A 21,227-nucleotide genomic window follows, 5' to 3' on the forward strand; every position below is an offset into this window, starting at 1 on the left:
GCGGCTGGCGCGGGAACGGTTATGGCGACGCGGTCGCCAACGCCGTTCCCGCGGATGCGGCAACGGCAAGACTTCCCGGTACGGTCGCCAGCAGATGGTCCGCGAGGCGACCCGCGCGTTCGCGCTCATCGGCACTGAGCCGCGCCGCCACCCGCGCTTCGACCATCCGCGTCGCCTGCGCGTACACACTGAACCCTGGCTCGGCGGCAAAGCTCGCCTGCGCGCGCCTGAGCCAGGCATCGCCCAACGCCCGGTCGGGTGCGATGCCGTCGCCGGTCAGATAGCGAACGCCGAGTTCGTACTGCATCATCGCGTCGCCCAGCAGGGCCTCGTTCAGACACGACAGCGCATCCCATTCGACCTGACCACCCGCGCTTGCCTGCGCAGTGGTGCTTCTGTTGCCGCCTGCGCCGCCGACCGCACCCAAAGAGGCATCGTCCAACAGCCAATGGGCCTCGCTCGCGCTGAGACCGTGCACGTCACCCGTGGCCAGCGCCCGCAAAGCCAGCGCGATCTCCGATGAATCGGCTCCCTTCGCCGCAGCCTTGCGGTGCCAGCTCACCGCCACCAGATCGTCACGCGGTACGCCGGCACCCATTTCGTAGAGCCGCGCGATGTCGCTGGCGGCCCAGCTCTCGCCGCCGGCCGCAGCTTTCTCGAACCACGCGCGACTTGCCGTCGCATCGGCTGCGACGCCGCGACCGGAGAGATAGGCCGCGCCCACCATCTCCTTGCCTTCCGGACCGCCGTTTGCGGCGCGGGTCGCCCACTCGAACGCCTGGCGTTCATCGCGCTCGCCACCAAGACCGGTGAGCAGGTGCCACGCGAGCGAGCCTTGCGCCGAGACGTCGCCTTGCTGCGCGGCCTTGCGGAACCAATACAGGGCCGCGCCGTAGTCGACGGGGACGCCGTTGCCCAAATCATAGGCGTCGCCCAGCATGGACTGGTAGCGGGCTTCGCCGCCGCTCGCCAGACGCCACATCCAGTAAGCGCGGGCGTCGGCGTCCACACCCGGCAGACGTGGAGAGTTGGACGTCAGAATACGCATGGCCGTAAGGTCGCCGCCGCGTGCGGCAGCGGAGCACCAGCGTGTCGCCGTCGGGTCGTCGCGCGGCACGCCGACGCCATTCAGATAAGCGCCGCACAGGGCCAGTTGCGAAGCCGTCTGATTGGCTTGCGCGCCGCGCGTGAACCAGTCGATCGCCGCGCTGCGGTCCGGCGCAACGCCGACGCCGTACCAGTAGAGACGGCCCAAGGCGTTGTAGGCCGGAGCATAGTGCTGCGCGGCTGCCTTCTGGATCCACGCCATTCCGGCACTGTTGTCTCCCGCCTGCTTGCGATCGAGCAGATGGCCGCCGAGCAGAAGTTGCGCCCGCGGGTCGCCGGGTTGCGCGGCCCGTTCGAGATACTGCTCGCCGAGCGCTGCGTCGCGCGGGACGTTGATGCCGGTCAGATACTCCCAGCCTATTGCGCGCGCAGCGTCGACGTTGCCGAGGTCCGCCGCCTTGCGATACCAGGCGACGGCCTGCCGTTTGTCCACGGCCACACCATCGCCTCGGAACAGCAACGTGCCCACCATCAGACTCGCCTGCAGGTTGCCGCGCTCAGCACCGACGCGCGCCAGCCGGTACGCGGCGGCGTGATCGCGCGGCGTGCCTGCGCCGCTGTAGGCGAGCGAGGCGAGATTGAAATCAGCGATCGCAAGTCCCTGTGCAGCCGCCTTCTCGTACCAGGCTTTTGCCTCCACGAGGTTCTGAGGCTCGCCCTCGCCATGCTGCAACATCGTGCCCAGATCGTTCTGCGCCGCGGCTACGCCGGCATCCGCCGCGCCGCGCATCCAGCCGATCGCCGCCGCAAGATCCTTCGGGCCGCCGCGTCCGTTGCGATACTCGAACGCGAGACCGAACTGCGCGAACGGGTCCCCTTCGAGCGCGGCCTTGCGGTACCAGACGCGGGCGATCGCATCGTTGCGCGCGACGCCGATTCCGTTTGCATAAAGGTCGCCGAGTCGGCGCTGCGCGTAGGTCACGCCGCTGTGTGCGGCACTCGACATCAGCACGAAACCCCGCTTCGGGTCGCGCGGCACACCCGTGCCGCTGAGGTAAAGATCGGCTAGCAGGGCCTGCGCGCCAGTGTGATGTTGCACAGCTGCAGCACTCACCCAGGCGCTGCCCTTCTGGAAGTCCTGCGCGACACCTTTGCCTTGCAGCAGCGAGAGACCCAGCATGAACTCGCCATCCGGGTCGCCGCGCAGCGCGCTGCGCGTGAACCATACGACGGCGCCCGCGGCGTCGATGGGCACGCCCTGCCCGTTCATCATCAGACGGCCGGCGTTGGCCGCGCCGTGCGGGTCGCCATGCTCCGCGGCGCGCGCGAACAGGACGTAGGCCGCCGCGTTATCGACGGGCGCGCCTTCGCCGCTGTAGTTCATCAAACCGAGCGTGTCTGCCGCAAAGCCGTCGCCGGCGTCCGCCGCAAGCGCAAGCCAGCGACGCGCCGCTGCGTAGTCCTGCGGCACTCGCAAAGCCTGTCGATAGAGCGAGCCGAGTACCCGCCCCGCGACGCCGGAGCCGTCAAGTGCAGCGTCTTCGAGCAGCGCAAGACCGCGATCGGTGCTGGGCCGTGTGGCAACGCCGAACAGGATCATCTGGGCGTAGAGTGCCCGTGCGTTGAGACGGCCGGTGGCGGCTTCGGCAGCGCAGACAGCCAATAGCTGGGCCGGTTTGGCAAGCGGCGAGACAGCCCATGAAGCGTTCGTGCTCGATAGCGCGCACGGCGTGGTCGGGTCGCTGAATACGGCAAGCGGCGCGCGCTGCGTGATCGAAGGCGTGCCAGGTGCTTGGGACAACAGCCATGTCGCATGGCCGGCGGTCGTGATGGCAGCGGCGGGCATGGCGCCGGCGTCGAGCGCGGACATCGCCGGCAAGGCGAGCGCGAGACAGGCGTAAAGACGACGCAGAACTGGGCGGCGCAGCGGGAAGCCGCGCGAACGGCCGATGGTGTGGTTCATTCGATCTCGTGGGATGGGTCCCGTCCAAACGGCAACCGGCACAAGATTGCGTGCCAACTTAGGTGTATCGGCACGTGGCGCAAAAACTTGATGGTCGGCAATACTTCAGCGAGCCAACTGTCTCAGCGCCCTTTCCTGCCTGCCAATCCGGGCCGCATTTGCCTAAATGACCCAATTCCGCGTAAAATAGCGCGCTCTGCGGGCGTCGTATAATGGTAATACCCTAGCTTCCCAAGCTAGAGCCGTGGGTTCGATTCCCATCGCCCGCTCCACATTCAGCTGACCGTCAGCGGAATTCCAGCACGAGAGCCGCCTCCACGAAGGCGGCTTTTTCGTACTGAGGGCGGTAACGTATGGCGTCGCAGCCGTCGCGCCTTCCGGTGCACGCAGCGCCGCCCCTGCCGCCCTCACCCTTGCCGCTACCCTTGTAGCCATCGAAGATGATCCACGATCCGAACCAAGCCGGCCAGCCAGGCGAGCTTTCCCAGACCGCCGACGACGCGAATCTCGTACCGTCAGCGCCGCAAGCCGAAGACGGCGACGCCGCGAACGAGTCGAACGATCCGAAAGAAGCCCTGCGTTTGCGCCGCATCCGCAGCTTCGTCACGCGCGCCGGGCGTGTCTCGACTGGCCAGCGCCGCGCGATGGACGAGTTCGGTCCGCGCTTCGTGCTGCCATACGAACCGCAGCAACCCGACTGGGACGCGGTGTTCGGCCGCGCGGCTCCGCGCGTGCTGGAAATCGGCTTCGGCATGGGCGCGACTACAGCGGAAATCGCAGCGCATCGTTCGAGCGACGATTTTCTCGGCGTCGAGGTTCATGAACCGGGCGTCGGCGCTTTGCTCAAGCTGGTGGGCGAGCAGGAACTGTCGAACATCCGCATCATCCAGCACGATGCGGTCGAAGTACTCGAGCACATGATCGCGCCGGACAGTCTCGACGGCGTGCACATCTTTTTCCCCGATCCGTGGCACAAGGCGCGTCATCACAAGCGCCGCCTGATTCAGCCGAAGTTCGTCGCGCTGCTGGGATCTCGCCTGAAACCGGGCGCGTATCTGCACTGCGCCACCGACTGGCAAAACTACGCCGAACAGATGCTCGAAGTGCTGGGTGCAGACCCCGCGCTCGAAAACACGGCGGACGGCTATGCGCCGCGCCCCGAGTACCGTCCGGTGACGAAATTCGAGCGCCGTGGCCTGCGGCTCGGCCACGGTGTTTGGGATCTGGTTTTCAAGCGGCGCAACGGAAGTTAAGCGCCCGCCAGGGGATGTTAGAAAACGTCATAGAAGGTCCGCACTCACGCGGACCTTTTTGCTTATGGCTCAACGGGTTGAGGAGCTCAAGGACGAGGACCTCGCTCCCTGCATTACTCCGACCAGTCCAGCACGTCGCTATATCCCAGCAACAGGATCAGCAAGCCAAACGCAATCCGATACCACGCGAACACCGTGAAATCATGCGCCGCGATGTAGCGCAGCAACCAGCGCACGCAAGCGAAGGCGCTGACGAACGCGGCGACGAAACCCAACGTGAAGACCCCCAGCGCATCTGCCGATAGCAGGCGCCAGCCCCGAACCAGTTCGAAGGTCGTCGCGCCGAAAATAATCGGCATGGCGAGGAAAAAGGAAAACTCGGTGGCCACCCGCCGCTCGAGGCCGAACAACATGCCGCCGATGATCGTCGAGCCGGAGCGCGACATGCCCGGGATCAGCGCGAAACACTGCGCCAGGCCCACCTTTAGCGCGTCGAGCGGACTCAAGTCGTCGACCGACTGCACGCGCGGCGGCACAGCGCCGCGTGCGCGCTGCCGCACTTCCGCCCACAGGATCACCAGGCCGCCCGCCACCAGCGCATAGGCAACCGGCAGCGGTGAAAACAGCGCGGCCTTGATGGTCTTTTCGAACAGCAGGCCGAGTACGACCGCCGGAATGGTTGCAATCACCACGTTGAGCGCGAAACGCCTCGCGTCCGGCCGCGAAGGCAAGCCGGTCAGGACGCTGCCGATCCGCCGGCGATACTCCCAGCACACGGCCAGAATCGCGCCGAGCTGGATCACGACATCGAAGGTCTTTGCATACTCGCCGCTGAAATCGAGCAGGCTGCCGACGACGATCAGGTGACCCGTACTCGATACCGGCAAAAATTCAGTCAAGCCCTCGACAACCCCGAGTATCAGCGCCTTGCCAGCCAGTAACCAGTCCATCCATTCCTCTCATCGCCAAAGGTTGTCGAATCAGGGCTGGTCCAGCAAGCAACGCGCGGCCCTGGCGGCCGCACGCGCGTCATTTCTCGACGATCTGCACGCGTATGCCGTTTGTAAGGATTGTGATTGTACCGGGTTCGTAGTTCACGCCCGCGAATTGCAATTGCTCAGGCTTGAAGGTGTAGATGGGGTAGTTGGTCAGCAACTGGGTGGCCAGCAGGGCCGCCGCGGCGTTGATCTGCTGCGTGTAGGCCTGCGCGTCACCGCTGACATTGACGCTGTCGACGTTCGGCGACTTCAGCACGACGGACTTGCTGGCCTCGTCGTAGGCGAGTTCGCTCGACAACGTGAACACGCCGTCGACCGGTTGCCGCAGGAACGGACTGGCGAGGCGCGCATTGAGCTGCACCGAGACGCGGTTGCTATCCGGCAGGAAGCCGACCACAGGGTTGGTGAGCGCAACGTCGAATACCTGCTGAATCGTCCGCTGATACGGGAATTTGCGCTGCACGGCCTCCTGCACCTGCTGCTGCGAGAACGTGTAATGCGACGGGATGAACGGAAAGGTCGACGTCGCGCAAGCCGTCAGCGACATCGTGATGGCCGCAGCCGCAGCGGCCGCGAGCAGGAATCGGCGCCGGGTCGGCGCAACGGGTTGAGTCATGCACATTCTCCTGTTGAAACGGCCCCGTTGCGGGGATCGAACCATGGTTGTCAGTTAGTGCCCCCACACGCGGTCAGCGGCAAGTGCGAAGCGGCACGGGGTCAGCCACGCGGTCGGCCGTGCCCTATAGGGCTTTTACGGGCTTGCGGGCTGCGTCAGTGTTTCGAGCTGGGTGAGCCAGGCAAGCGCCTCGGTGCGCGTCGTGCCGCACATCTCTCCCTGCGGTTGCAAGCCGGAGCAGCACGCCGGCCGCTCGGGCTGGCCAAAGATCGCGCAGCGCAGATCGTCCCCCAGCTGCACGCAGCGCACGCCCGCTGGCTTGCCGTACGGCATGCCCGGAATCGGGCTCGAGATCGACGGCGCGATACAGCACGCGCCGCAATCCGGACGGCACGCATGACCCGCTACGTTAAACAGAGATTCGACAGTCACCACACTCTTCCTGAAACGCCCCAACACTCGCCGGCGATGTCCGTACGGCACGCCAACCCTGCATTGTGCCATTGCGCCGCGTGCGACCTTTTTACACAATGCGGGCCGCGAGCGCTCCCGTAAGCTTGGACAGATACGAAAGGCCACGCTCAAGAGGCGCCTGCCCCGTTCCATCCGGTTTAGCCGACCCGCAGGCCTCTCTCGCACTTCCCGGCGTGGCGCCCCACCGAGCCACCTATGACCATCGCCGACACCCTCTTTCGCCCCGACCTGCTCTCCAAGTACAGCGCAAACGGCCCACGGTATACGTCCTATCCAACCTCCCTTCAGTTCCGCGACGATTTCGATCAGGCCGATTATCGGCGCGCCGCGGCTGACCCAGGCGCGTCGGCGACGGTTCTCTCGCTCTACTTCCACATTCCGTTCTGCGACACCGTCTGCTTCTATTGCGGCTGCAACAAGGTGGCGACGAAGAACCGCGCCCACGCCCGCCCGTATCTGGACCGGCTCAAGCGCGAACTCGCCTTGCAGGCGGCCTGCTTCGACACCACACGGCCGGTTTCCCAACTGCACTGGGGCGGCGGCACGCCGACTTTTCTGTCCCACGACGAGATGAGCGAGCTAATGGCGGCCACCCGTCAGCACTTCATGCTGAGTCCCGACTCGTCGGGCGAATTCTCGATCGAAGTCGACCCGCGCGAGGCATCCGCCAAGACCATCGTGCATCTGCGCACGCTCGGCTTTAACCGGCTGAGTCTTGGCGTGCAGGATTTCGATCCGCTGGTCCAGCAGGCCATCAACCGTATCCAGCCGCTCGAGATGACCGCTTCCGTGATGCGCGCCGCCCGTGCCACGGGCTTTCACTCTATCGGCGTCGATCTGATCTACGGACTGCCGCATCAGACGGTCGACAGTTTCAGCCGCACCCTCGACACCATGCTTGCGCTCGCGCCTGACCGCCTGTCGGTGTTCGGTTATGCGCACATGCCGCAGCTCTTCAAGATGCAGCGCCAGATGGACGCCTCGGCGCTGCCCTCATCCGCCGTGCGGATGGCGATCCTGCGGCTGGTGGTCGAGCGTCTGACGAGCGCGGGGTATGTGTATATCGGCATGGATCACTTCGCGCTGCCCACTGACGAACTGGCGCGTGCGCAGGAGCAACGTACCCTGCACCGCAATTTCCAGGGCTATAGCACGCGTGCGGAATGCGATTTGCTCGGCTTCGGGGCGTCGTCGATCGGCAAGGTGGGCGACGTGTATGCGCAGAACGCGAAGGATCTGCCGGGCTACGCGGCGGCGATCGATGCCGGACGTCTCGCGATCACGCGTGGTGTGCGGCTGAGCGCCGACGACCGCCTGCGCCGCGACATCATCACGCAACTGATGTGCAACCTGGAGCTACGTTTCGATGAATTCGAAGCGGCTTATGGGATTCACTTCGCCGATACGTTCGCTACAGAACTGGAACGGCTGCGTAGCTTTGCGGAGGATGGACTGGTGTCGATCGGCGGTGGCAAGGTCGAAGTACTGATGGCCGGGCGCATGCTGGTGCGCAACATTGCGATGGTGTTCGACCGCTATCTCGGCCAGCAGACCATGGACCGGTTCTCGCGGACGGTCTGAGGCTTCGGGCGGCAATACAGTACGGTACGGACAAGCCCTGAGCCAATTGAACTGTCCGCGTGCGGAGCGCCTGCCGATTCGGCCCGGACAAACCCTGAACGGCGATAGTTGGCAGGCAGCTTGCCCGGCGCGGCATTTTCGGACATAATCTGCGTCTCCCGCCGCGCGCAGCCTTTATGCGCACGTGTCGCAAGACAAGCCCAGGTGGTGAAACAGGTAGACGCAGGGGACTCAAAATCCCCCGCCGCAAGGCGTGCCGGTTCGAGTCCGGCCCTGGGCACCAAATCTCAGCAGTATCGCAACGGCCGCTCTCGAGCGGCTTTTTGCATTTGCGCTCAAGCCGCACGCAATCCGATCAAGTGCGCCGATAAGTGACCGAAAGGGCTTAGTCGAACTCCACGGCCCCCTCACATCGAAGCTCAGCAAGTCTTCGAATCTGCTCGGGCAAGATGCGCCCCAGCGACAACGGAGGCAATGCGTCGATGGGGAAAAATCCCGCGGCGTCCGTTTCCACGCCGGAGATTTCACCCGAAGCGGCAATCTTCCCCAGAAACACCAGCTTCCAGATGTGGAAAACGGAAGGTGGGTGTTGGTGCTTCGGCATGTCCCATATCGCAAGCAATCGCTCGATGGTCACGGTGTACCCGCTTTCCTCGCGGACCTCGCGCATGGCGTTCTCGGCTGGCGAGGCGCCGATGTCGGCCCAACCGCCGGGAAGGGACCAGCGACCATCGGAAGCTTCGCGCACTAGCAGGATCTGACCGGCGTCATCGAACACCGCGCAGCGAACATCAATTTTCGGATTCGCATAACCTTCTTCAGGGGCGAATAGTTGCGCGACCTCCTCTGTGTTCATATCGGCGAGGTCGGCAAGTTGGGCCTGCGCAATGCTTAGTAACTCCTGATAACGCTCTTTGTCGAATGCGCCGGTGGTGTAATGCAGGCCCGATTGTGCGATTGCCAACAGGCGACGCGCCTGTGTCAACCGCCGTTTCGTCAAGTCAGCAGGTTCACGCATGGGACCGTTCCGCTTCTGGGCGATTGATGAAATTTAAAACCCCAAATGTAATCCAAACTTCCCATGCTTAGCTCTGACCGGCGATAGAACCATTGGCAATCAATCTGGCATCTTCGTTTAGACCGCATCCTGCCAGCAAACTACATGCCGTGGGCTCTGCATTGCGGAGTGAGCTTACCGCTGTCAGGATGTGGCATACCGTTTGCGACGTGGCCATGTTTGTTCAGCCTCGTCGCCGCTCTGGCAATTAAAGTGGGTTGTGCCACGGCGACCCGCGCCTTATGAACTCGACCATACTCAAAGGAGGGTGAATTGCCGCTGCACACAAGTAGTATCAAATGCGCTCTAATTTGCTTCCTGCTCTGCAGCACAAGCTCATGGGCAAGCGACATTCAGTGTGAGAGCACACAGCAACCGGCCCAGCGGGTCATTTGCGATCACGCGATTTTGAATCACGAGTACGACGACATCTATGAGCAGCAGCAGAAGCTGATTCAGCAAGGCAAGCTGAACGCGAACGACCTCGCGGCATGGAAGCGCAAACGCGATAGCTGCACTGACGTGCATTGCATCGACGGTGTATTCGCTCAATGGAACGCCATCGGCAAAGGTGTTGAGAATAGTCCAACCCAGAACACCACAGCCGAGAGCATCCCAGCGGAACCCGTCATAACCGCTTCGGAAGCACTCGGACCTGCCTCCGCTACGTTGCCGGCTTCTCCGGCCGCCGCCGCAACTGCGGCCGCGGCAAACCAGCAAGCGTCGAGCGTCCCCGTCTCGCGCCAGGGAAGTGCATACGGCATCGCCCTGCCGCGGGCCGTTACATCGGATGCGTCGGGGGCGGCCCCAGTCAGTGCGGCATCCGCGACCACACCTACCTCGAGCGGCACATCGTCGAATGGGTTGCCCATCGTTCTCGGTGTTCTGCTCGTTGCTGTGGCGCTAGGCGTTGGCGCGATGGTGATTTATCAAAGAAGACGCTAGGGATAACTATTCGTGGCCACATCCGCCACCTGATCCGCGTGATACGACGAACGCACGAGCGGCCCCGCGACAACTTCGCGAAACCCCATTTTCACCGCCTCCTCGCGCAATGCCGCGAACTGCGCCGGCTCCATATACCGGCGCACCGGCATATGAAAGCGCGACGGGGCGAGGTACTGGCCAATCGTGACGACATCTACGCAATGGGCGCGCAAATCACGCAGCGTCTCAAGCAGTTCCTCATCCGACTCGCCAAGCCCGACCATCAAACCCGACTTGGTCAGCACGGCCTCGTTCGCCTCTTTAACGCGTAAAAGCAGTTCGAGCGAGCCGCGGTAATCCGCACCGGCACGCGCGGCGCGATAAAGCGACGGCACGGTTTCGATGTTGTGGTTGAACACGTCCGGCCACGCCTGCGACAGAGCGAGCAACGCCCGCTCGGCGCGGCCGCGAAAATCCGGCGTCAGTAGTTCGACACGAATTCCCGGCACGCGCTCGCGCAGCAACGCGACGCAGCGCGCAAAATGCGCGGCGCCGCCGTCGCGCAGATCATCGCGGTCTACCGACGTCACCACTACATAGCGCAAACCGAGCGCCGCCACCGCTTCGGCAAGCCTGTGCGGCTCCCGCTCGTCCAATGGCTCCGGCCGGCCGTGCGCGACGTCGCAGAAGGCACAACGGCGTGTGCAGATGCCGCCCATGATCATGAACGTCGCGGTACGCTGCGCAAAGCATTCGCCGATGTTCGGACACATCGCCTCCTCACACACCGAATGCAAGCGGTGTTCACGCAGGATCGCCGCCATGCCGGCAACCGTCTCGCTCATCATCGGCTTGGCATGCAACCAGGAAGGTTTGGGCAGGACTTCGCCGGCTGTCAGCGGGACGATCTTCACCGGAATCCGCGCGAGCTTGTCGCCGCTGCGCTTGCCGTGCTGGCCAAGCGCAGTGACCGCAGTGACGCCGACGCCATGCAGGGCGGCGTCCATCTCAGCCCTCCAGAAAGTCGTTGAGCAGGCGATTCACCTCCGAGGCCGCTTCCATCTGCACCATGTGCCCTTTGCCCTCCAGCACATGCACGCTGACATCGCCTGGCAGTCCTTGAGCATGCGACGCCGGAATGATCTGATCCCCATCCCCCCAGATCACCAGGATGCGAGGCGCGAGCCCCGCGAGCCGGTCGCGATAGCCCGAGCGCTGCACATCGCCTTCGAATGCGGATGCAGATATCTTGCGCAACGCATCCTGCACGCCTTCGAGCCGCTTGTACTTGACGATATCCTCCACGAGTTGACGCGTGACGAGCGTCGGATCGGCGAAGAGCTTCGCCAGTTGCGGCTTGAGTGCGTTGCGATTGCTGCCTTCGGTGAATCCGCTGATGTAGCCGCCATTGATCTCCTTGCCCAAGCCTGCAGCGGAAATCAAGGATAGCGAAGCAACACGCGTGGGTGCCTTGTCGGCCACCGTCATCGCCACGAGCGAGCCCATCGAATGCCCGATCAGATGCGCACGCCCGATGCCGCGGTCGTCCATGAAAGCGATCACGGCGTCCGCCAATTCCTGCGCACTGCCGCTCTCGACTGACTTGCCCGACTCGCCGTGACCCGGTAAATCCAGTGCCCACACGGTGCGATGCGCGGCCAGATCGGCGTGATTGAACAGCCAGTTGTTCAGATCGCCACCGAAGCCGTGAATCAGCAACGCGGGTGTGCCGCCCTCACCCAGCTTCAGATACCGTACAGTGCGTCCGCCGATCTGGACTTTTTCGGGCTGCGGGCCGCTTTCGCCCGCTTCGGCACTGGCCGGCACGAAGTCGCGCTGAAACGCTTCCACCCCTGCATCGATCTCCGCGTCGGCGGTTTCAGCATCCGCCACCACTGCGACCAATGCGCCTACGGGCAAGGTCTCGCCTTCCTGCGCGATCTGCCGCCGCAGGATGCCGTCGAACGCACACTCGACGCCGGATGAAATCTTGTCCGTCTCCACATCGAGAATTTCGTCACCTTTGGCGACCTTGTCGCCGATCGCCTTGAGCCAGCCGTTCACCTGTCCCTGCTCCATCGACAGGCCCCACTTGGGCATCGTAATCATATGAATCGGCATCGCTTAGCCTCTCACTTTCAGCACGGCGTCGGCAATCTGCTTGGCCGACGGGATGTACATGTCCTCGAGCACGCCGGCGAACGGCGCGGGCGTATGGGGCGCGGTCACCATTTCGATCGGCGCCTTCAGCGAATGAAACGCGCGTTGCGCGATCAGTGCGGAGATGTCGGTGGCAATCGAGCAGCGCGGATTCGCTTCGTCGACCACGACCACGCGGCCCGTCCGCTCCGCGCTCTCGAGGATGGTCTCTTCATCGAGCGGCGAGGTGGTGCGCAAATCGATCACCTCCGCCTCGATGCCGTCCTTCGCGAGCTTTTCCGCGGCTTCCGTCGCGTAGTGCACCATGCGGCTGTAAGTGACGATCGTCACGTCGTCGCCTTCACGCACTACGTTGGCTTCGCCAAACGGGATCGCATACGACTCTTCCGGCACGTCGCCTTCGCGGCTATACAGCAGCTTGTGCTCGCAGAAGATCACCGGATCGTTGTCGCGGATCGCCTGAATCAGCAGGCCTTTCGCGTCATAGGGCGTGGAGGGGCACACCACTTTCAGACCGGGGATATGCGTGAACAACGACGTCAGCATTTGCGAGTGCTGCGCGGCCGCGCGCAAGCCGGCGCCCTGCATTGCGCGAATCACGACTGGTGTCACCGCCTTGCCGCCGAACATATAGCGGAATTTAGCGGCCTGGTTGAAGATCTGGTCGAAGCACACGCCCATGAAATCGATGAACATCAGCTCCGCCACTGGCCGCATGCCGCATGCCGCCGCGCCCACTGCCGCGCCGATATAGCCGCCCTCGGAAAGCGGCGTGTCGAGCACACGCCCCGGGTACTTGTGAAACAGGCCCTTCGTCACTCCGAGTACGCCGCCCCATGCGTCCTGTTCGCCGGGCGAGCCTGCGCCGCCCGCGTTGTCCTCGCCCATCACGATGACGGTTTCATCGCGGGCCATTTCCTGACTCAGCGCTTCGTTGATTGCCTGAGAGAAGGTGATTTTGCGTGCCATGTCTGTCTCCAGATAGTTTAGGTGTACGACGGGCGCATTACGGATACGACACGTACACGTCGCTCAACAGGTCTTCGGCGGTGGGCAACGGCGCGGCTTTGGCTTCGGTCACGGCGGAATCGATCAAGGTCTTCACCTCTGCATCGATGCCACGTAACTGATCCGCGGTGAGCATCTCCGCGCGCACCACACGCTCCTCGAAGCGCTTCAGGCAGTCTTTCTCGTCACGTAGTTTCTGTACTTCACCCGGCGCGCGATAGGTTTGCGCATCGCCTTCGAAATGGCCGAAATAGCGCGAGAATTTCACTTCGACGAGCGTCGGACCGCCGCCTTGGCGCGCCCTTTCAATCGCTTCGCCAAGCGCTTCATGCACCGCGAAGAAATCGAAGCCGTCGACGATCACGCCCGGCATGCCGAAGCCGCTCGCGCGGTCTGCGATGTTGTCGGTCGCTACCGACCACGTCGACGACGTCGCTTCTGCGTAGCCGTTGTTCTCCGCCACAAAAATCGCCGGCAAGCGCCAGACCGAGGCAAGGTTCAGCGACTCGAAGATCACCCCCTGATTCGAGGCCCCGTCGCCGAAGAAACACACCCCCACGCCTCCAGACTTCTTGTACTTGGCCGCGAGCGCCGCGCCGCAGATCAACGGGCCACCCGCACCGACGATGCCGTTCGCGCCGAGCATGCCCTTCGACAGATCCGCAATGTGCATCGAGCCGCCTTTGCCGTGGCACACACCGGTTTTGCGGCCGTAGATTTCGGCCATCATGCCGCGCACATCGACCCCTTTGGCGATGCAATGACCGTGGCCGCGGTGCGTGGTGGCCACATAATCCGCGTCGTTCAGATGCAGCATCGTGCCGACCGCCGACGCCTCTTCGCCCGCGTAGAGGTGCACGAAACCGGGTATTTCGCCGGTCGCGAACTCCACGTGCAGGCGCTCCTCGAACTCGCGGATCGTGCGCATCATCCGATACGCCTTCAGCAGTTCGTCCTTGCTCAAATCAGTTGAAACCGACATGGTGTGTCTCCTTGAAATGAATGCCCTGCTTGCACCCAACTACTTTTGCTGCGCAACCACATGTGCCACGTCCCTAACCAGCTGCCGCGACGCCGCGTAACGCAGCGTGCGTTCGACATCGACGGTGAGCGGGCCGTCCCAGTCGAGTGAAATCTCGTACTGGTCGCCACGCTCCAGTTCGATTTCGCGCTCACCGTCGAACGCAAGCGTGCCGTGCTCTGCCTCGAGCGGCGTCCAGCCGCCCACTTCAAAGCGCTCGCAGGTACGCATGAGCACCCGCTCGACCCGACCCGGTGCAATCGGCGCGACCAGCGGCACGCCGGATTCGCCGGGCCGGGCAAAACGCAGATGCAAGCCATGCGAAGCCGTGCGCTCGACTGGCGCCCACGCGCCGCCGATCGACGACAGGCCGATCCCGTCGGGCGACGCAAAGGTGAGAAAAAGGGTCTCGATATCGGACGGCTCGGAGATAGCGCGCGCGCCGACGAAGCGCTGCCGGCTCACGCAGACATCCACGAGCGCGATCTCCGTGCGGCCACGATTGGGGCCGGCAACGCAGCGCACCACGAGGCGCTTGTTGCGCGTGAAGGCCACATCGGGCGGCACAGAACCGGATGCCGCCAGCGCACCGGCGAGTCCGGCGACCGTCGCTTCGCGCAAATCGGGAAAGGCGTTGTTGGTACCGGTCGACAAGGTCAGCAACGGGACCCGCCCGCAATGCGCGGCGACCGCGCGATGCGTTCCGTCGCCGCCGAGTACTGCGATCAGTTCCACGCCGGCCCGCAGCATCGCGACGACGCCTGCGTGCGTGTCGGCGGCGCTATCGGTGATGGGTTGGGCGATGAAGTCGACTACCGGCCAGCGCTGCTGTGTGCCGACCACCGCGTGGGTTTCGAGTGCGCGCAACAACAGCGCGGCGACGCCGGTACGGTCGCGCAAGGTCAGCACGCGATCCACGCCGAGCGCGCCGAGTCCCGCCAGCAATCGCACCACCATGTTCGCTTTTTCGGAAGTCGGAAACACGGACGCATAGCTCGTGAGGCGGCGAATGTCGCGCCCAGACGCGGGATTCGCGATTACGCCAACGGTAAAGGGCGATGGCACTGTGCTTGTCTCCGGTTTTTTCGACACGCCGTCTTCGAGCGACGGCGCGTTTGTCATGAGCGAGACACTGCAAAGGGTGTGCCAATGTTTCTGAAGGAGCAGGATGTCCAGCGAAAGTGCCTTGTTTAAAGGGCTTTTCTGGCAAACAACGGGTGTGAAACTCGTGACGAGCGCGGTGTGGCGCAGCGCGCGGCGCGTCTCAAGTGCAGCATGAGAGATCGTCGCAGCGAGACAGGCCAACCAGCCCGCAACGCGCTGAGCCTTATCGCGCTTGCATCACGGCGCTCCGCGACCTCGTCTCATGCACCGATGAGACGAACGTCTCACGCGTCTCGCATGCTGCATTGCAGTGTGATTGATGCGGCGGGATGTGCTACAAGATCAGCCTGAACTGACTGTGTGTCGCTCGACCGGAGCCGACCATGCCTTACGTTTCGCAAAACCAGCATATCGAGCGCGTGCGCGGCGCGATCGAAGGGCGCTTGCCCGCCCCCGCAGATTCCGCACGCCTTGTCTCGTCATGGCAGCGTTCGTTCGAACAATACCGGCTCGATCCGGGCGCCGCGATCGGGCCCCGCGTCCTGACGTCGGCGGAATTGCGCGAGATTCAGGGTAAGGAAGAGTCGTTCCTGCGCGCATCGGGTCAATGTCTGACGCGTCTGCACGACATGATCCGCGTGGCCGATTATTGCGTGATGCTCACCGACGCTCACGGTGTGACGATCGACTACCGGATCGACCGCGAGCGTCGCAGCGATTTCAAGCACGCGGGGCTCTATATTGGATCGTGCTGGTCCGAACGCGAAGAAGGCACCTGCGGCGTGGCGAACGTGCTGACTGATCTCGCGCCGATCACGGTGCACAAGACCGATCACTTCCGTGCAGCCTTTACGACGTTGACCTGCAGCGCAGCGCCCATTTTCGCGCCCACCGGCGAAATGATCGGCGTGCTCGACGCCTCCGCTGTACGCTCGCCGGATAACCGCGACAGCCAGCGGCTCGTGTTTCAACTGGTGCGTCAGAGCGCGGGGCTGATCGAAGACGGCTACTTTCTTAATCAAACCGCGCAGCACTGGGTTCTGTTCGGGCACTCGAGCCGCAACTTCGTCGAAGCGCAACCGGAAGTGCTGATCGCGTTCGACGAATGCGGCAACCTGGTCGCGGCGAATCGCAAAGCGCGCGAATGCATTCCGGCCTTGAACGGCCCGCGTCATATAGACGACGTGTTCGATACCGCCGACGTGCATCTGCACGATGTCGCACGTACCGATGCGATTGTCTGTTTGCGTCTGCGGGCAACGGGTTCGACGCTCTATGCGCGGATTCGCGCGCCGCTCAAACGTCCTGCGCGTCCATCGGCCAGTACCGCAGCCAGCGCTGGCGCCGTCCGCCTGTCACAAGACGGCGCCCACGATCATCTTCACGTCGGCGCACTGAGCCGGTTTCTCGGTAGCGCGGACTCGCGTATCGCGCACAACGCGTCGGTGGCGCTGCGCCTGATCGGCAGGCGGCTACCGATTCTGATTCTCGGTGAAACAGGTGTCGGCAAGGAAGTCTTCGCCCGTGCGGTGCACGATTCCGGCGCACGACGCACGCGGCCATTCATCGCGGTAAATTGCGGCGCGATTCCAGAGTCGCTGATTGAGAGCGAATTGTTCGGCTACGCACCCGGCGCATTTACGGGCGCGCGCAGCCGCGGCGCTCGCGGCAAGATTGCGCAGGCGCATACCGGCACGCTCTTTCTCGACGAAATCGGCGATATGCCGCTCAATCTGCAAACGCGCTTGCTGCGCGTGCTGGCCGAGGGCGAGGTGATGCCGCTCGGGGGCGACGCGCCCGTACGCGTCGACATTGATGTGATTTGCGCGACTCACCGCGATCTCGCGCAGATGGTTGCTGAAGGATTGTTTCGCGAGGACCTGTACTACCGCTTGAGCGGCGCCTGCTTACCGATGCCGCCGTTGCGCGAGCGCGCGGATATCCGCGACGTCATTGCGATTGTGTTCGACGAAGAAGCGCAAATGGCAGGCCACGTCCTGACGCTAGACCCGCGGCTCGCCGAGCGCCTCGCGAGCTTTACGTGGCCGGGCAATATCCGGCAGTTACGCAATGTGTTGCGTTATGCGTGTGCGCTCTGCGATTCGTCGCGGGTCGAAATGCGGCACGTCGCGCCTGACGTCGCGGTACTTCTCGAGCCTGAGATTGTGGGCAACCGGACGTTAGCCTCGATGCCTCCACAGCGCAACACTCACGATTCGCACGGCTTGCACGACTCGCACGACTCGCGCGACGAACGTACGCGCATTGTCGAAGCGCTCACGCGGCATCAATGGCGGCCCAATGCCGCGGCGCAGGCGTTAGGGATTTCGCGGGCGACCCTGTACCGGCGGATTGCGAAACTGGAAATTGTGGGCCCGCATCGCAGTTGATGCGGACCGCCAAGGTATTAGCGATGTCTTAGCGCGTGGCGTGAGCGACTGCCCCTGCCCGACGCCGCTTCACCGCATAGCCGGCCCACATCAACAGCAACCAGATTGGCACCAGCCACACCGACGCCGACAACCCCGGCGTCATCGCCAGAATCACCAGGATCATCGCCATGAACGCAAGGCAGATCCAGTTGCTGACCGGGAACCAGAACGACTTGAACACCAGCGTCTCGCCTGCCTGCACCATGGCCCTGCGCGACTTCAGATGCGTAAGGCTGATCAGCGACCAGTTCAGCACCAGCGCCGCCACCACCAGCGCCATCAACACGCCGAGCGCTTCAGACGGAATCAGGTAGTTGATGATCACGCAGGCAAACGTAGCGAGCGCGGACAGGCCGATCGCCAGATACGGCACGCCGCGGCGATCCACCTTCATCAGCGCACGCGGCGCATTGCCCTGCTCCGCGAGGCCATACAGCATGCGGCTATTCGCGTACACACCGCTGTTGTAGACCGACAGCGCCGCGGTCAATACCACGACGTTGAGAATATTCGCCGTGAGGGTCGAACCGATCTGCGAGAAGATCATCACAAACGGACTACCGCCTGCGGCCACCTGATTCCACGGATACAGCGACAGCAGCACCACCAGTGAGAGGATGTAGAAAAGCAGAATCCGGTAGATCACCTGATTCACCGCTTTCGGAATGCTCTTTTGCGGCTCATCCGCCTCAGCCGCCGTGATGCCAATCAGTTCGAGGCCTCCGAACGAAAACATGATCACGGCCAACATCATGAAGAGGCCATGGAAGCCGTGCGGGAAGAAACCACCATCGGCCCAGAGATTGGTGATCGACGCCTGCGGACCGCCATGGCCACTGATCAGCAGATAGCCGCCGAACAGGATCATGCCGATCACCGCCACCACCTTGATGATCGCAAACCAGAATTCGGTTTCACCATAGGCCTTCACGTTAGCCAGATTGATCGCGTTGATGCCCACAAAGCACACCAGCGCCGACACCCAGGCGGGCACACCGGGCCACCAGAAATGCACGTACGTCCCCACTGCCGTCAACTCGGCCATGCTGACCAGCACGTACAGCACCCAGTAATTCCAGCCCGATAGAAAGCCGGGGAAATCGCCCCAGTACTTGTAGGCGAAGTGGCTGAACGAACCAGCCACCGGCTCTTGCGCGACCATCTCGCCGAGTTGCCGCATGATCATGAAGGCGATGATGCCGCCAATCGCGTAGCCGAGAATCATCGACGGGCCGGCCGCCTGCAACACGCTAGCCGACCCGAGGAACAAGCCCGTGCCAATTGCCCCGCCCAGCGCGATCAGCTGGATGTGACGGTTCTTCAGCCCGCGCTTCAGGCCTTCTTGCTGCTGTGGACTATTCAAAATTGCGCCCCAGTGTAGGGATGTCGATCACCCAGACAAACTAATGGTTTGAGCTGGCAAAGCCCAAGATTTTAGCTTGTTCCGATACGCCCCACATACTGGGTGGAACCCGTGACTGCAGAAGCCGCTAGCGCAGATTCGTGTTCACCAGTTCCACTACCTCGTCGCCGCGACCGTTCAATACCGCGCGCAACATGTACAAGCTAAAGCCCTTGGCCTGCGCCCACTGAATCTTTGGCGGCAGCGCCAGTTCATGCTTCGCCGTGACCACATCGATCAACGCCGGCCCGGGATGCGCGAAGGCGTCGCGCAACGCATCGCCGATCCTTTCGGAGTCCTCTACACGTACGCTGTAGATTCCAGCGGCCTGTGCGATGGCTGCAAAATCAGTCGCGCTGAGGTCGGTGCCGGTATCGAGGTAGCCGCCCGCCTTCATCTCCATCGCGACAAAGCCGAGCGAGCTGTTGTTGTAGACCACCACCTTGATCGGCAGGTCGAGCTGGCGGGCAGTCAGCAGATCGCCGAGCAGCATCGACAGACCGCCGTCGCCCGATAGCGAGATCACCTGGCGGTTCGGCTGCGCCGCTTTCGCACCCAGTGCCTGCGGCATGGCGTTCGCCATCGAGCCGTGATTGAACGAGCCGTGCAAGGTGCGCTTGCCGTTCATCGTCAGATAGCGCGCGGCCCATAGCGTGGGCGTGCCGACGTCGACGGTGAACACCGCGTCGTCGTCCGCCACTTCGTTGACGATGCTCGTCAGGTATTGCGGATGAATCGGCTTGCCGGGATCCGATGGGCGAGCGAGATCGTCCAGCGTGAGGCGCGCAGCGTAGTAATGGGTGCGGGCGCGCTCGATAAAGTCGCGGTCGGTCTTGCGTGTGAGCTTCGGCAGCAGTGCCTGCAAGGTCGGTTTGATGTCGCCGACCAGCCCCAGCTTCAAGGGCGCGCGCTTGCCGAGCGCGCTGCCGCGGCGATCGATCTGCACGATATTGCCGTGCGATGGATAAAAGTTGCGATAGGGGAAATCGGTGCCGAGCATCACCAGTGTGTCGGACGACATCATTGCGTAGTAGCCGGAACTGAAGCCAATCAGGCCAGTCATGCCGACGTCGTACGGGTTGTCCCACTCCACGTACTGTTTGCCGCGCAACGCATGGACGGTGGGCGCGCCGAGCGCGTCGGCGAGCGCGACCACTTCGTCGTGCGCGCCCGCGCAACCGCTGCCGCACAGCAGCGTGACACCTTCGGACTGGTTCAGCAGATCGGCGAGTCGGTCGATATCAGCAGCGGACGGCATCAACGTGGCCGGCCCCAGCGTGCCGGCCCAGGTGGGCACTTCATCGGGCGCCTCGCCGAGCGCGACGTCGCCCGGCAACACGATCACTGCGACGCCCTGCTGCTCGATCGCCGTGTGCATCGCGGTGGCCAACACCCGCGGGAACTGCGATGGATTGGTCACGAGTTCGACGTAGTGACTGCACTCCCTGAACAGCTCCTGCGGATGGGTTTCCTGAAAGTAACCGAGGCCGATTTCCGACGACGGAATATGCGCGGCGATGGCGAGCACCGGTTGATGATTGCGGTGACAGTCGTACAGGCCGTTGATCAGGTGTAGATTGCCGGGGCCGCAACTGCCCGCGCAGACGGCGAGCTTGCCGGTGGCGGCGGCATCGGCGCCTGCCGCGAATGCGGCGACTTCTTCGTGGCGGGTGTGCATCCAGCGGATCGAGCCGAGGCGGTAGAGGCTGTCCGATAGGCCGTTCAGGCTGTCGCCGGTCACGCCCCAGATACGTTCGACCCCGGCTGCATGAAGCGTCTTTGCAAGGTAGTCTGCGATGGTCTGTTTGCTCATGGTCTTTCTGCTCCGCCAGGGTTGAAGAGACGATGTCGCTGGGAGGGGTGCGGCGATTTGCGCACTGGGGGTCTATTGTCGTACAGGTTTTGGTTTTTTGCCTTGCGGCGCTTTGGTGGTGCTCTTGTGGTGTTGGGCTTTTCTTGCTGGCTTGTTGGTCTGTTTGGGGCCGCACTTGGCTGTTTGCTTATGGCGTTGGCCTTTCCTGCTGGCTTGTTGGTCTGTTGGCGCCGCACTTGGCTGTTTTCTTATGGCGTTGGCCTTTCCTTGCATTCTTATCGGTCTATTAGGCAGTATGACTCCCGTGAGGCAAAGGCTGGCCTGCCGTGAGGAATCAAACGCGGGTTAGCATTGCCAGAGCCGCACGGTGT

At 63.3% G+C, this 21,227-nt stretch carries 16 protein-coding genes and 2 tRNA genes; 5 read left to right on the forward strand and 13 right to left on the reverse strand.

Annotation, left to right across the window (positions count from 1 at the left end; all coding sequences use genetic code 11):
- Window positions 1–19: 19 nt before the first annotated feature.
- Window positions 20–3,010 carry a tetratricopeptide repeat protein gene (locus tag P3T40_RS25330; protein WP_429270438.1) on the reverse strand — a complete coding sequence of 997 codons (2,991 nt, stop codon included), beginning with the start codon at window positions 3,008–3,010 and terminating at the stop codon, window positions 20–22.
- Window positions 3,011–3,208: 198 nt separating this feature from the next.
- On the opposite strand from P3T40_RS25330, the gene P3T40_RS25335 reads away from it, so the two are divergent.
- Both P3T40_RS25335 and trmB read left to right on the forward strand, forming a co-directional pair.
- Window positions 3,209–3,282 (forward strand) — tRNA-Gly (locus tag P3T40_RS25335).
- Between the two features lie 168 nt (window positions 3,283–3,450).
- On the forward strand, window positions 3,451–4,263 hold the full coding sequence (gene trmB, locus P3T40_RS25340) for a tRNA (guanosine(46)-N7)-methyltransferase TrmB (RefSeq protein WP_429270439.1): 813 nt from the start codon (window positions 3,451–3,453) through the stop codon (window positions 4,261–4,263).
- A 113-nt stretch (window positions 4,264–4,376) separates the two neighbouring features.
- On the opposite strand, the gene P3T40_RS25345 is transcribed toward trmB, so the two are convergent.
- The 3 genes from P3T40_RS25345 to P3T40_RS25355 all read right to left on the reverse strand — a co-directional run bounded on the left by P3T40_RS25345 (window position 4,377) and on the right by P3T40_RS25355 (window position 6,309).
- Window positions 4,377–5,213, reverse strand: a complete 837-nt coding sequence (locus P3T40_RS25345; RefSeq protein ID WP_429270440.1) for an undecaprenyl-diphosphate phosphatase — start codon at window positions 5,211–5,213, stop codon at window positions 4,377–4,379.
- Between the two features lie 79 nt (window positions 5,214–5,292).
- Complete coding sequence (locus P3T40_RS25350) at window positions 5,293–5,877, reverse strand: DUF1439 domain-containing protein (protein ID WP_429270441.1); 585 nt, start codon at window positions 5,875–5,877, stop codon at window positions 5,293–5,295.
- A gap of 135 nt (window positions 5,878–6,012) precedes the next feature.
- Entirely contained in the window at window positions 6,013–6,309 is a 297-nt protein-coding gene (locus P3T40_RS25355) for a YkgJ family cysteine cluster protein (protein WP_429270442.1), read from the reverse strand.
- A gap of 237 nt (window positions 6,310–6,546) precedes the next feature.
- On the opposite strand from P3T40_RS25355, the gene hemN reads away from it, so the two are divergent.
- Window positions 6,547–7,932, forward strand: a complete 1,386-nt coding sequence (gene hemN, locus P3T40_RS25360) for an oxygen-independent coproporphyrinogen III oxidase (protein ID WP_429270443.1) — start codon at window positions 6,547–6,549, stop codon at window positions 7,930–7,932.
- Window positions 7,933–8,130: 198 nt separating this feature from the next.
- Window positions 8,131–8,215, forward strand: a tRNA-Leu gene (locus tag P3T40_RS25365).
- Window positions 8,216–8,317: 102 nt separating this feature from the next.
- On the opposite strand, the gene P3T40_RS25370 is transcribed toward P3T40_RS25365, so the two are convergent.
- From P3T40_RS25370 to P3T40_RS25400, 7 genes are all read right to left on the reverse strand, one after another.
- Window positions 8,318–8,950 carry an NUDIX hydrolase gene (locus tag P3T40_RS25370; protein WP_429270444.1) on the reverse strand — a complete coding sequence of 211 codons (633 nt, stop codon included), beginning with the start codon at window positions 8,948–8,950 and terminating at the stop codon, window positions 8,318–8,320.
- A 587-nt stretch (window positions 8,951–9,537) separates the two neighbouring features.
- The gene (locus P3T40_RS25375) at window positions 9,538–9,861 is read right to left on the reverse strand and encodes a hypothetical protein (RefSeq protein WP_429270445.1); all 324 of its coding nucleotides are present in this window, start codon (window positions 9,859–9,861) and stop codon (window positions 9,538–9,540) included.
- A 69-nt stretch (window positions 9,862–9,930) separates the two neighbouring features.
- On the reverse strand, window positions 9,931–10,923 hold the full coding sequence (lipA, locus tag P3T40_RS25380) for a lipoyl synthase (RefSeq protein WP_429270446.1): 993 nt from the start codon (window positions 10,921–10,923) through the stop codon (window positions 9,931–9,933).
- Window position 10,924: 1 nt separating this feature from the next.
- Window positions 10,925–12,037, reverse strand: coding sequence for an acetoin dehydrogenase dihydrolipoyllysine-residue acetyltransferase subunit (locus P3T40_RS25385; RefSeq protein ID WP_429270447.1), 1,113 nt, complete (start codon window positions 12,035–12,037; stop codon window positions 10,925–10,927).
- A gap of 3 nt (window positions 12,038–12,040) precedes the next feature.
- Window positions 12,041–13,045, reverse strand: a complete 1,005-nt coding sequence (locus P3T40_RS25390) for an alpha-ketoacid dehydrogenase subunit beta (RefSeq protein ID WP_429270448.1) — start codon at window positions 13,043–13,045, stop codon at window positions 12,041–12,043.
- Window positions 13,046–13,082: 37 nt separating this feature from the next.
- Complete coding sequence (locus P3T40_RS25395; protein ID WP_429270449.1) at window positions 13,083–14,066, reverse strand: thiamine pyrophosphate-dependent dehydrogenase E1 component subunit alpha; 984 nt, start codon at window positions 14,064–14,066, stop codon at window positions 13,083–13,085.
- Window positions 14,067–14,105: 39 nt separating this feature from the next.
- Window positions 14,106–15,170: an ATP-NAD kinase family protein gene (locus P3T40_RS25400; RefSeq protein ID WP_429270461.1), complete on the reverse strand. Its 1,065-nt coding sequence runs from the start codon at window positions 15,168–15,170 to the stop codon at window positions 14,106–14,108.
- A 422-nt stretch (window positions 15,171–15,592) separates the two neighbouring features.
- Here P3T40_RS25400 and P3T40_RS25405 point away from each other — a divergent pair, with 422 nt between their 5' ends.
- Entirely contained in the window at window positions 15,593–17,599 is a 2,007-nt protein-coding gene (locus tag P3T40_RS25405) for a sigma-54-dependent Fis family transcriptional regulator (RefSeq protein ID WP_429270450.1), read from the forward strand.
- Window positions 17,600–17,627: 28 nt separating this feature from the next.
- Here the strand turns inward: P3T40_RS25405 and P3T40_RS25410 are convergent, their stop codons facing one another.
- Together P3T40_RS25410 and poxB are read right to left on the reverse strand one after the other, a co-directional pair.
- Window positions 17,628–19,004 carry an amino acid permease gene (locus P3T40_RS25410; RefSeq protein WP_429270451.1) on the reverse strand — a complete coding sequence of 459 codons (1,377 nt, stop codon included), beginning with the start codon at window positions 19,002–19,004 and terminating at the stop codon, window positions 17,628–17,630.
- A 127-nt stretch (window positions 19,005–19,131) separates the two neighbouring features.
- Window positions 19,132–20,856: a ubiquinone-dependent pyruvate dehydrogenase gene (gene poxB, locus P3T40_RS25415; RefSeq protein WP_429270452.1), complete on the reverse strand. Its 1,725-nt coding sequence runs from the start codon at window positions 20,854–20,856 to the stop codon at window positions 19,132–19,134.
- Between the last annotated feature and the right edge of the window lie 371 nt (window positions 20,857–21,227).

Source organism: Paraburkholderia sp. EB58, assembly GCF_050436665.1.
Lineage (GTDB): Bacteria > Pseudomonadota > Gammaproteobacteria > Burkholderiales > Burkholderiaceae > Paraburkholderia.